Origin of the sequence: Mesorhizobium sp. M1E.F.Ca.ET.041.01.1.1, from assembly GCF_003997355.1 — a bacterium.
Lineage (GTDB): Bacteria > Pseudomonadota > Alphaproteobacteria > Rhizobiales > Rhizobiaceae > Mesorhizobium.
Window position 1 is genome coordinate 1 of sequence record NZ_RZSL01000151.1, and the last position, 11,850, is coordinate 11,850.

Consider the following 11,850-nt stretch of genomic DNA (forward strand, 5'->3'; position numbering starts at 1 on the left):
GATCTGCGCGCTGCTTGCCTTCCTGGCGGTCGACGCCGCGGCCGGGCGCGGACGTGCCTCGCTCAGCGCGACGCTGGCCGCGCCGCCGCAGGTCGGCGTCGGCGGCCGTTTCACGCTGCACATAGCGGCCGGGCTCGGCGCAAGGCCGCGCCGGCTGCAGGTGCGCGTCGGGCACGACCAGCGGCTTTCGCCTGTCAACGGTACGGGCGGCGCGCTGCCGGCGAATGGCACGCTCGACCTCGAGTTCGACGCCGTGAGGCGTGGGATCGCCAGCTTCGACCGGCTGTGGCTGCGCTGGCAGGGGCCGTTCGGGCTGGTCTGGAACCAGGTCGTGCTGCCGATGGACCGCAAGATAGCGGTGTTGCCGGACGTCAGCCGTGCGCGCGACGAGGCGATCACGCTGCTGCAGCGCTCCGCGCTTGCCGACGGCCATGCGCAGAAGCGCGCCGGCCAGGGCCGCGAGTTCGAGGCGCTGAAGGACTATCAGCCCGGCATGGGCCGGCGCATGATCGACTGGAAGCGCAGTGCTCGCCACGGCAAGCTGCTCGCGCGCGAATTCCGGATCGAGGAAAACAACAACATCGTTTTAGCCGTCGATAGCGGGCGCCTGATGTGCGAGCCGGTCGATGGCGTGCCGAAGGTCGACCGCGCGGTGACGGCGGCGTTGCTGTCGGCCTTCATTGCGTTGAAGGGCGGTGACCTCGTCAGCCTGTTCTCCTTCGACGCCAGGCCGCGCGTCTCGAGCGGCGCGGTGCGCGGCTCGCCGAGCTTCACCATGATCCAGAAGCGCGCGGCCGAGATCGACTATTCCACCGAAGAAACCAATTTCACGCTGGCGCTGACCACGCTTGCGGCAAAGCTCGACCGGCGCTCGCTGGTCATCGTGTTCACCGATTTCGTCGATGCGATCAGCGCCGAGCTAATGCTGCGCACCGTCGGCCGGCTGACCGAGCGGCATCTGGTGCTGTTCATGCTGATGAAGGATGTCGAGCTGGAGACGCTGGCCGACATGGCGCCGGCGGCGCCTGAGGACGTCGCCCGCGCGGTGACTGCCGGCGACCTGCTCAGGCAGCGGCAGGTGGTGATCGGCAGGCTGCGGCTGCTCGGCGCGCATGTGATCGAAGCCGACCACCAGCGGCTCGGCCCGGCACTGGTCGAGCGCTATATCCAGCTCAAGGAGGAGAACCTCTTATGACGCTGCGTGCCGGCACCGACGCGGTGCGCCAGTCGCTGGCAAGCTTCCGCCAGGAGCGCGAGGCCGACTGGAAGGCGTTCGAGGCGCTGCTTGCCCGCGTCGAGAAACGCGCGCCGCGCGCGCTGTCGGAAGACGAGCTGCTGTCGCTGCCGCTGCTCTACCGCTCGGCGCTGTCCTCGCTTTCGGTGGCGCGCGCGACCTCGCTTGACAGCGCGCTGATCGCCTATCTCGAAGCGCTCTGCCTGCGCGGCTATTTCTACCTCTATGGCGCGCGACGCTCCCTGAGAACCCGCATCGGCGACTTCTTCCTGCACGACTGGCCGGCGGCGATCCGCGACCTGTGGCGCGAGGTGTGGACGTCGGTCGCCCTGACGGTGATCGGCGCGATCGCCGGCTATTGGCTCGTCGCCTCCGACAAGCGCTGGTACGACGCCATCATCGCGCCGAGCCTGGCCGGCGGGCGCAATCCGGATTCGTCGGCGGAGATGCTGCGCAGCGTGCTCTACGGCGGCGGCGGCGACCACTTCCTCTCGGGCTTTGCCGCCTATCTCTTCACGCACAACACGCAGGTATCGATCCTCGCCTTCGCGCTCGGCTTCGCCTTCGCGGTGCCGAGCGTGCTGATCATTCTGATGAACGGCTGCATGCTCGGCGCGCTGTTCCAAGTCTATGCGGCCAAGGGGCTCGGCTTCGAGCTCGGCGGCTGGCTGTCGATCCACGGCACGACGGAGCTGTTCGCGATCGCGATCGCGGGTGCTGCCGGCATGCGCATCGGCACCAGCATCGCCTTTCCCGGCGAGTTGACGCGCATGGCGGCGGCCGCGCAAGCCGGGCGCGTGGCGGCAACCGCCATGGTCGGTGTGGCGGTGATGCTGCTGTTTGCCGGCCTGCTCGAAGGCATCGGCCGGCAGACGATCACCGGCGACGTCGCCCGTTATTCGATCGGCGGCGGCATGCTGACGCTCTGGATCTGCTATTTCTATCTGTTCCGGATGGTGCGGCATGGCAACGGCTAGGAACCCCGCCGCGCTGGTGCGCCCGCTGGTCACCCCGGAGGGCGTGGACCTGCGCGTGAGGCTGGCGGATGCCGGCACGCGGGCTTCGGGATTCCTGCTCGACGTGGTGATCATCATCACCGCCGCGGTCGTGGTCAGTCTTGTCGCGATCTTCGGCCTGGGCGGGCTTGGCATGCAGGACGCGGAGCCGCTCTTCATCGTCTGGATCATCTTCATCTTCCTGCTGCGCAACGTCTATTTCATCGCCTTCGAGGCGGGCCGGCGGGCGGCGACGCCCGGCAAACGGATGGTGGGAGTCCGCGTCGCCTCGCGCAGCGGCGCGGGCCTTACCCTCGACCAGGTCATCGCGCGCAACCTGATGCGCGAGATCGAGGTGTTCCTGCCGCTGTCTATCCTTGCCGCGCGCGGCGGCGCCGGCGTTGCCGATACGCTGTCGACCATCTTCGGCCTGGTGTGGGCGCTGCTGTTCTCGCTGTTCCCGTTGTTCAACCGCGATCGCTTAAGGATCGGCGATCTGCTCGCCGGCACCTGGGTGGTCGAAGCGCCGAAGGTGGCGCTGGTCGAGGATCTTTCGCTGCGCAAGGACCCGATCGCGGCCCGCTTCCAGTTCAGTCCGGCGCAGCTCGACGCCTATGGCATCGCCGAGCTGCACAAGCTTGAGGAAGTGCTGCGCCGCGACGACTATTTCGCGATGAAAGCGGTGGCGGAAACGATCGGCCGCAAGATCGGCGCAAAGGTCGAGCCGGTCGATTCAAAGGCCTTCCTCACCGCCTATTACGGCGAGCTTCGCGCGCATCTGGAGCGCAAGCTGCTGCTCGGGAATAGGAAGGCGGATAAATACGCGCGGTGAGCCGTGACAATAGCTGAGAAAAGTCGGCGCTGCCCCTCATTGCCCTGCCGGGCATTTCTCCCCGTATAGTGACGGGGAGAAAGACTGCGTCGCGGGCGATTTCGCCAATCTTAAGCGTTGCAGGAAGGGCGGCGCGGTCGCGGCCATCCCCTTCTCCCCGTCACTATACGGGGAGAAGGTGCCGGCAGGCGGATGAGGGGCGGCGCCTACGTTCGAAATAAGGCCGATGCTACGCGGCGCGCTCGCCTACCCCACCCACTTCTCATAGTCGGAAACCAGCAGATGCACCGGCGCGACGTCCTCGTCGACATTGGAGAAGCGGCCGATCGGATCGCGGAAGACGTTGTCGGTCAGATCGTCGTTGACGGTCGAGACCTCGCCGATCAGCACGTCCTTACCCTCGGCCCAGAAGGCGTGCCAGACGCCGGGCAGCAGCGTCACGCTCTGGCCCGGATCGAGCTTCAGCAGTCCGCCCGCCGGCAGTCTGTGGATGGTGCCGTCGACTGGCACCGAGACTTCGGCCTTCGGATCGATGCCGCCGTCGCGGTCGTGCATGAACAGTTCCAGCACCAGCTTGCCGCCGCCGCGGTTGATGATGTCCTCGGCCTTGATGTTGTGGCGGTGCATCGGCGAGAGCTGGTCCTTGCGCGAGATCATGATCTTCTCGGCATAGAGCATGCCCATGCCGAGCTTCATGTCCTCGTAGCGGCCGTTGCGGACGGTGAACAGGAACAGGCCGAGCTCGTCGAACTTCTCCTGGCCGTAGTCGGTGATATCCCAGCCGAGACGCGAGCTGAAGATGGCCGAGGAGTCAGCCTTGTGCGCCTTCATCTCTTCCGGCGACCAATAGGCGAAGGGCGGCATGATGTAGCCGAACGAGCGGATGAAGGCGTCGGCTTCGCGGATGATGTCGTTGATTTTGGAGCGCTTCATGGTCGTGTTTCCTTCCGGCCGCTGCCTACTGAATTCTGCCCATCCGAATAGCCCAATGCCGGTCCGCTGTCGACGCAAACTCACGGCTCTGGCCCGGTGACATCAGCTTGGATCGGGGCCATAAACCATCCGGTCTTTTTTGATTTTACGCATGTCCTTGTCCCGAAACCGGTTCCCACTTTCGGGAGACATGCTGTTTGAACGGTGATTTTCATGGCAAGTATAGACGACCTCGACACGCCGGCGATTCTGATCGACGCGGCCCGCGCCGAAGCCAACATCAGACGCGCGCAGGCGCATGCCGACCGCCACGGGCTGAAGCTGCGCCCGCACATCAAGACGCACAAGCTGCCTTATTGGGCGAAGAAGCAGGCCGCGGCAGGCGCCATCGGCATTACCTGCCAGAAGATCGGCGAGGCCGAAGTGATGGCCGATGCCGGGCTGACGGACATTTTTATCCCCTACAACATCCTTGGCCGCGCCAAGCTGGAGCGGCTGAAGGCCCTGCATGGCCGCGTCACCCTCTCGGTCACGGCGGACAGCCATGAGACACTGGAAGGGCTTGCCGCCACCTTTAGCGATGCCGGCCACCCGCTCCAGGTGCTGGTCGAGTGCGACACCGGCATGGGCCGCTGCGGCGTGCAGACCCCGGCCGAGGCGCTGGCGCTGGCGAAGGTGATCGACCAAGCGAAGGGGCTCTCTTTCGGCGGGCTGATGACCTATCCGGCCGCGGGCCGCGCCGCCGAAGCCGAGGCCTGGCTGAGGAACGCGCGCGAGACGCTTGCCGCGGCCGGGCTCGAATGCCAGCGCATCTCCAGCGGCGGCACGCCGGACATGTGGCGCTCAGGCGAGGACAGCGTCGTCACCGAGTACCGACCCGGCACCTACATCTATCTCGACCGCTACCAGGTCGCCAAAGGCGTCGGCACCCTCGACGACTGCGCGCTGACGGTGCTCGCCACTGTGGTCAGCCACCCGACGCCGACCCGCGCCATCCTCGATAGCGGCAGCAAGGCGCTTTCCTCCGATACGCTCGGGCTGCCCGATTTCGGCGAACTGCTCGGCGTGCCCGGCGCCCTCATCACGGGCTTGAGCGAAGAGCATGGCAACGTCACGCTTGCCGACGGCGCAGGCCTTCGCATCGGCGAGCGCGTGCGGGTGGTTCCCGACCATTGCTGCGTAGTGACGAATTTGTTCGACCAGGTACACCTGATCGACGGCGACAAGGTGCTGGAAACGCTGCCGGTGGCTGCGCGTGGGCGGATGGGGTGATGAAGCGCCTTCCCTTCTCCCCCTGTGGGAGAAGGTGGATCGGCGCGCAGCGCCGAGACGGATGAGGGGTGTTGGACGGAGTGAGAGGCCGGCGTTCCCTGGATCACCCCTCATCCGACCGCTTCGCGGCCATCACCCGGCCCTTCGCTGGCTCAGGGCGTTCAAAGCTCAAAAGCCAAGCAATTGGCTTTTCGTCCGCTACGCGGACCGCTTCTCACCCCGCAAGGGGAGAAGGGGGGGCCTTCTCGGCCTGCCTGGCCGCAACCCTGCGCATGGCAATCACTCTTCGGCGGAAGATTTCCGTGCGCATCGCCATCAGATGCAGCGCGAAGAAGAGCACGGTGAAGCCGAGCGCCATCACGGCAAGCGGCCACAGCATCGAGGGATCTATGGTCGGCCCTCCGAGGCGGAAGACGGAGGCCGGCTGGTGCAGCGTGTTCCACCAGTCGACCGAGAATTTGATGATCGGGATGTTGATGAAGCCGACCAGCGTGATGATCGCGGCGGCCCACGCGGCACGGCCGGCGTCATCCAGCGCGCGCGTCAGCGCGATGATGCCGAGATACATCAGGAAGAGCACGAAGACCGAGGTCAGCCGCGCGTCCCAAACCCACCAGGTGCCCCACATCGGCTTGCCCCAGATGGAGCCGGTGATCAGCGCCAGCGCGGTGAAGACGGCGCCGATGGGTGCCGCCGATTTCAGCGCCACATCGGCCAGCGGATGACGCCAGACCAGCGTGCCGAGTGCCGAGATTGCCATGATCGAGTAACACATCATGGCGATCCAGGCGAATGGCACGTGGATATACATGATGCGCACCGTGATGCCTTGCTGGAAATCCTCCGGCGCGGTGAAACTTATATAAAGGCCGACACCGAGCAGGATGGCAGCGGCCGCCGCCAGCCAAGGAATGACCTTGCCGGCCAGCCCGACGAAGCGCGTCGGGTTGGCGAGATCGGCCCAGCCGGCGAGGCGTGAAGTGGTGTCGCTCATGCCGACCTAAATAGACCGGCGATGCGTCCGGGGCAATTGGACGGTTGTCGCAGCCTTCCCTTCTCCCCTTGTGGGAGAAGGTGGAGGCGCGCAGCGCCGAGACGGATGAGGGGTGTTCCAGCGGAGTGAGGCGTTGGCGTTCCCGCGACACCTTCTCCCACAAGGGGAGAAGGGATCGCCTTGAGCTTACGCCGCTTCGTTGACCGGACGGCTGAGGCGGCGGACCTCCTCGTCGTTGAGCAGGCCGCCGGCGCGCAGCAGGGCTGCGAAGCGGCCGTTGCGCAGCGACAGCTCGGTGAAGCCGCCATATTCGACCACCTTGCCCTTGTCCATGAAGACGACCAAGTCGGCGTCGCGGACGGTGGTCAGGCGGTGGGCAATGATGAAGGTGGTGCGATCGCGGCGCAGCTCGTCGATCGCTTCCTTGACGCGGTCCTCGGTCTCGACGTCGAGCGCGCTGGTCGCCTCGTCGAGCACCAGGATCGGCGCATCCTTCAGGACGGCGCGGGCAATGGCGATGCGCTGGCGCTCGCCGCCAGAGAGCTGGCCGCCGCGCTCGCCGACGACGGTGTCGTAACCGCAGCTCTTCGACAGGATGAAGTCCTGCGCGGCGGCGGCATTGGCGGCGGCGTGGATCTCGTCGTTGCTCGCATCGGCGCGGCCGACGCGGATGTTGTCCTCGATCGAGCGATTGAGCAGGCCGGCGTCCTGGAACACGGTGGCGATCGAGTGGCGCAGCGACTTGCGCGTCACCGTGCGGGTGTCGATGCCGTCGATCAGGATGCGGCCGCTGGATGGCGTGAAGACGCGCTGCAGAAGGTTGATGAGCGTCGTCTTGCCGGCGCCGGTCGGGCCGACGATGGCGACCGTCTTGCCGGCCGGCACCTCGAACGACACGTCCTCGATGCCGTGGCCGGAATTGGCGAACTCGAAGCTGACATCCTCGAAGCGCACATGGCCGGTGACGTTGGTGAGCTCGCGCAGCCCATCGGGCTCGACGGTTTCGGCGGACGAGTCCTCGAGGCGGTAGAAATCCTCGAGCTTGGCGCGCGCCTCGGAAATCTGAGTGGTGAAGGCCGACATCTGGTCGAGACGGGCGATCAGCATTCCGGCAAAGCCGGTGAAGGCGACGACGTCGCCAACGCGGAGCTGGCCACGGGTGACAAGATAGGCGCCGATCGAGAGCACGATCATCATCGAGATGGTCGACGACAGGCGGTTCAGCGCATTGGCGATCGCCCACCAGTCGAGCACAGGGTTCTGCGCGTCGAGCAGGTCCTTGACGTAACGCTTCAGCGTCGCGGTCTCATGGCCGATGCGGTTGTAGCTCTGCAGCACGGCGACATTGCTGACGCTGTCGGACACATGGGCAAAGACGGTGTGGTAGTGGCGTTCGACGGCGGTCTGCCCTGACTTGGTACGGCGCATGACGATACGGCCGATGCCAACGTAAAGCACGCCGAGGCCAAGCAGCACAATGGACATGCGGATGTCCATGGCGAGCGCGGTCGGCACAAGCAGCACCAGCGCGATGGCCGTCGACAGATGCACGCGCATGAATTCGAGCCACAGGCTGAACAGGGTCTCGACAGCGCGCAGCAGCGTATGCAGCGAATTGGACGTACCGCGCTGGTGATGCCAAGCGAGCGGCATGGTGATCACGCGCTCGAAGGACTGGCACAGCACTTCGGAACGGCGGGCATGCGCGAAGCGATCGGCGCCGCGCGCCACCAGCACGAAAGCGACGACGTTGAAGGCACCAAGAGCGGCCCAGACGGCGAGTGTCGAAAACACCGCGCTCTTTTCGGAAATGGCACCAATCACCCGACCCAACAGGATCGGCTCGAGGATCGCGATCGCTGCGAGCGCAATGTTGGCGCCGCAGATCAGCGCGACACGCTTCTTGTCGGCTGCCAGATAACCCAGCGCTCTCAAGTAAATCTGCAGAAGTGTCACTTCAGCTACTCCGCCAAACTCTCTAGCCGTGCTCAATTCCGGATTTGTGCACTGCACCATTTTTTGACACGTACCGGTTAACGCGTCGCAAAACAATGCCCGTCTATCGCTTCCGTTCCCATTTAGCGAACAAAAGATGACGACGGTGCGAAATCTGACGTGATCACCTAACAGTTTGAGATAAAAGGTGAAATGTCACCCTTGCGGCAAAATAATGGCACTTGCCCCTTGCTGCCACATTTTTAATCACAAGGCGCTTGCTTAGCCGGATCTAAAGGAGCTTGGGGACGCTGGCCGGGATTATCGCCAAGTAAAACGCCGAGCTTGGCCGCGCGTCCGAGGGGACGCGCGGCTTATAAGCCAAGCCTTTGATTTTACGCGGGTATCTTGACCACGACCTCGGTTTTCTCGCCAGCCTTCGGTTCGAAAGACCCCGATTTTGTCTTCGAACCATTGACTTCGAGCGAGATCGACTTGGTCTTTTTGTCGCGGATAACGCGGACCTTGATCTCGCCGTCGAACATCCTGAGCGTGGCGGCGTAGCCGTCCCAGTGGCTGGGCAGCTTCGGCCTAAACGTGATCTGCTTGCCGCGCCGCTCGATGCCCAGGATTCCCTCGACAGCCGCCCGGTAAAGCCAGCCGGCCGAGCCCGTATACCAGGTCCAGCCGCCGCGGCCTCCCTTTCCTTCGCCGGCGTAGATGTCGGCCGCCACCACGTAGGGCTCGACGCGGTAGTGCTCGGCAGCCGCCTCGTCCGAGGCATGGTTGACCGGGTTCAGCATCGAGAAGCAGCGATAGGCCTCGTCAACGCGGCCCATTTCGGCGAGCGCGATGACGAACCAGGTGGCGGCGTGGGTGTACTGGCCGCCATTCTCGCGCACGCCCGGCGGGTAGCTCTTGATGTAGCCGGGGTCCTTGTCGCTGTTCGAGAAAGGCGGCGTGAACAGCTTGACGATCTTGAGCTCGTCGTCGACCAGCATCTTCGTCGCCTGCTCCATGGCCGTCGTCGACCGCGCCGGGTCGCCCTCGCCCGAAAGCACGCTCCAGGACTGAGCGATGGAGTCGATCTTGCACTCGTCGGAGCTCTTCGAGCCGAGCGGCGTGCCATCGTCGAAGCTGCCGCGCCGGTACCACTGGCCATCCCAGGCCGTGCTCTCCAGCGCCCGCTTAAGCGCGTCGGCATGCCTGGTCCAGGCCTGCGCCCGCTTGGCATCGCCTTGTCCCTTGGCGACGGGGGCGAAGTCGCCCAACGTCTTTAGAAGGAACCAGCCCAGCCACACGCTCTCGCCCTTGCCGCCCTCGCCGACGCGGTTCATGCCGTCGTTCCAGTCGCCGCCGAGGATCAGCGGCAGGCCGGCCGGGCTGCTGCGCTTGATGGCGAGGTCGAGCGCCCTTGCGCAGTGGTCGTACAGCGGGGCGGTGGTCTTGGTGATCTCGGGCGTGAAGAAAGCATCGTGCTCGCCCTCGCCGATCTCCTGCCCGTCGATGAAGGGGATGTGCTCCTTGAGGATCGCGGCATCGCCGGTGACCTCGATATAGCGGGCCGTCGCGTGCGCCAGCCACACCACGTCGTCCGAGATCATGGTGCGCACGCCGGCATCGGTGCGCGGCAGCCACCAGTGCTGGACGTCGCCCTCCGGGAACTGCCGGCGCGCGGCATTGAGGATCTGGTCGCGCGCCAGGCTCGGATCGTGCGCCAGCAAAGCCAGCGTGTCCTGCAGCTGATCGCGGAAGCCGAAGGCGCCGCTCGCCTGGTAGAAGGCCGACCGCGCGCGGATGCGGCAGGCCAGGCTCTGGTAAGGCAGCCAGTGGTTGACCATGGCGTTCAACGCCTTGTCCGGCGTATCGACCTGGATGGTCTCGAGGAAGCCGCGCCAGACGCGCTCGTTGTCGGCCAGCCGCTGGTCGAAATCCTTGCCGCGATGGGTCTGCACCAAAGCGCTCGCCCCGGCGGCCGTGCCCGCGTCGCCGAGGAGCCAGAACAGCGTCACGTCGCCGCCGGCCGGAATGTCGATGTCGCTGGCGATCACCGCGCACGGATCGTCGCCCGCCTCGACGCGGCCGGACAGGGCAAGTCCGCCAAGCACGGCCTGCGGATATTCCGTGGTGCCATGCCTGCCGATGAACTCGCTGCGATCGGCGGTTACCGAATGCACCGGGGCCGTGGCGGCAAGGAAAGCCACCCGCTCGCCGAAGTCGAGGCCGTAGGGGTTCTGCGCCAGAAGCGCGCCTGTTGCCGGGTCCCGCGTCGGCACGATGGTCGCCGCCGTGCGCGACCGGTGGCCGCCGAGCACCCATTCGGCATAGGCATAGACGCGCAGCCTTGCCGGCGCCTGGCCGGCATTCTGGATGCGCAGCCGGGTGATCTTCACCGGATCCACCGGGTCGACCACCTGCGTCAGGTCCATCGACAGCGGTCCTCGCTTCGAGCGGAAGGTCGAGAACCCCTGGCCGTGCCAGGTCTCGTAGGTCATCGAGGGGTCGCGCACCACCGCGGCCATGGGCGAGAACGCCTTGCCGGTCAATTGGTCGTAGATGTAGAAGCCCTCGCTCGGCCGGTTCGACACCGGGTCGTTCGACCACGGCGTCAGCTGGTAGTCGCGGCTGTTGCGGCTCCAGGTGAAGCCGGCGCCTTCGGCCGAAACATGGAAGCCGAAGGAAGCGTTGGAGATGACGTTGATCCAGGGCTGCGGCGTCGTGCGCCGCCCGGTCAGCCGCGTCACATAGTGACGGCCATCACCGTCGAAACCGCCAAAGCCGTTCCAGAGGCCGAGGCCGCTGCCGTCGGCGGCGATATCGGCTCCGCGGCTTGCCGGCACCGGCAAGGGCGGAAGGGTCGGCTCGCGCGGCGTCCCGCCCTCGGCCTGTTGCAAGGCGTCGCGGGCTTGCAATGCGGCCGTCTCGGCCCGTTCGAGCTGGTCGAAGATGGTGCCGTTGCGGGTATGGAGCGCCACGCGCGCGACCGACAGCAGGGTCTTGTAGGTCGGCTCGTCCATCAGGTCGCGGCGCACGGCGAAGATGTGCTGGCGGGGCCCAAGCTCGCGCCCGCGCAGGCGGCTGTTCTCGCACAGCGTTTCCACCGCGCGCTGCAGGTCCTGCACATAGGAGGATGCCTGCTCGTTGACGACGACGAAGTCGATCATCATGCCGCGGGCGCGCATATATTCCTGGAAGCGCAGCGCCTGGGCGACGATCTCAAGATCGGCGACGTCGCCGATGCGCACGAGGAAGATCGGGAAATCGCCGGAGATGCTGGTCGGCCAGAGGCTCGACTGACGACCGAGGCCCGAGGCGATCGATTCCGCGGGCAGACGCAGGAACGGGTCCGGATAGATCAGGTAACGCGCCAGCTTCTGCACATTGGCGGCGTCGGTCAGGCTGAGGCCGAGATGGCGTGTCTGCACCTGGCTGCGCGTCCAGGCGAGCATCGCCTGGCGGGCGAAGCTTTCCTGATGGTCGAGGCGACCGATCGCCTCGTTGAGCTCGCCGCGATGGGCGCCGACAACGGTCCAGAAGGTCAGCGAGATCTTCTTGTTGGCAGGCACGCGCACCTGGCGGCGGAGCGCCGCCAGGTGCGCGTGCCGGCCAACAAGAAGATCTCGCTGACCTTCTGGACCGTTGTCGGCGCCAATCG

The 11,850-nt window shown here is 65.8% G+C and carries 7 protein-coding genes and 1 pseudogene; 4 read left to right on the forward strand and 4 right to left on the reverse strand.

Annotation, left to right across the window (positions count from 1 at the left end; genetic code table 11):
- The 3 genes from EOA38_RS14860 to EOA38_RS14870 form a co-directional block, all read left to right on the forward strand.
- Positions 1 to 1,195: DUF58 domain-containing protein (locus EOA38_RS14860; RefSeq protein ID WP_145965966.1), on the forward strand; the 1,195-nt coding region annotated here is incomplete at its 5' end.
- A complete protein-coding gene (locus EOA38_RS14865; protein ID WP_127299533.1) occupies positions 1,192 to 2,211 on the forward strand; it encodes a stage II sporulation protein M in 1,020 nt (339 codons plus the stop codon). The genes EOA38_RS14860 and EOA38_RS14865, both read left to right, overlap by 4 nt.
- Positions 2,198 to 3,061: an RDD family protein gene (locus EOA38_RS14870; protein WP_127299534.1), complete on the forward strand. Its 864-nt coding sequence runs from the start codon at positions 2,198 to 2,200 to the stop codon at positions 3,059 to 3,061. Before EOA38_RS14865 ends, EOA38_RS14870 begins: the two co-directional genes overlap by 14 nt.
- Positions 3,062 to 3,307: 246 nt before the next feature.
- Here the strand turns inward: EOA38_RS14870 and EOA38_RS14880 are convergent, their stop codons facing one another.
- Positions 3,308 to 3,994 carry a D-lyxose/D-mannose family sugar isomerase gene (locus tag EOA38_RS14880; protein WP_126094310.1) on the reverse strand — a complete coding sequence of 229 codons (687 nt, stop codon included), beginning with the start codon at positions 3,992 to 3,994 and terminating at the stop codon, positions 3,308 to 3,310.
- A 213-nt stretch (positions 3,995 to 4,207) separates the two neighbouring features.
- Here EOA38_RS14880 and EOA38_RS14885 point away from each other — a divergent pair, with 213 nt between their 5' ends.
- Complete coding sequence (locus EOA38_RS14885) at positions 4,208 to 5,266, forward strand: D-TA family PLP-dependent enzyme (protein WP_127299535.1); 1,059 nt, start codon at positions 4,208 to 4,210, stop codon at positions 5,264 to 5,266.
- Positions 5,267 to 5,480: 214 nt separating this feature from the next.
- On the opposite strand, the gene EOA38_RS14890 is transcribed toward EOA38_RS14885, so the two are convergent.
- The 3 genes and pseudogenes from EOA38_RS14890 to EOA38_RS14900 all read right to left on the reverse strand — a co-directional run.
- Complete coding sequence (locus EOA38_RS14890; protein WP_127299536.1) at positions 5,481 to 6,260, reverse strand: heme ABC transporter permease; 780 nt, start codon at positions 6,258 to 6,260, stop codon at positions 5,481 to 5,483.
- Between the two features lie 186 nt (positions 6,261 to 6,446).
- Positions 6,447 to 8,216, reverse strand: coding sequence for a glucan ABC transporter ATP-binding protein/ permease (locus EOA38_RS14895; RefSeq protein WP_127299537.1), 1,770 nt, complete (start codon positions 8,214 to 8,216; stop codon positions 6,447 to 6,449).
- A 374-nt stretch (positions 8,217 to 8,590) separates the two neighbouring features.
- Positions 8,591 to 11,850 (reverse strand): annotated as a pseudogene (locus tag EOA38_RS14900) (protein ndvB); the annotation flags it as partial.

Coding starts and splice junctions, on each gene's coding strand:
- EOA38_RS14880 (WP_126094310.1), bottom strand. CDS start 3,994: ATGAAGCGCTCCAAAATCAACGACATCATCCGCGAAGCCGACGCCTTC.
- EOA38_RS14885 (WP_127299535.1), top strand. CDS start 4,208: ATGGCAAGTATAGACGACCTCGACACGCCGGCGATTCTGATCGACGCG.
- EOA38_RS14890 (WP_127299536.1), bottom strand. CDS start 6,260: ATGAGCGACACCACTTCACGCCTCGCCGGCTGGGCCGATCTCGCCAAC.
- EOA38_RS14865 (WP_127299533.1), top strand. CDS start 1,192: ATGACGCTGCGTGCCGGCACCGACGCGGTGCGCCAGTCGCTGGCAAGC.
- EOA38_RS14870 (WP_127299534.1), top strand. CDS start 2,198: ATGGCAACGGCTAGGAACCCCGCCGCGCTGGTGCGCCCGCTGGTCACC.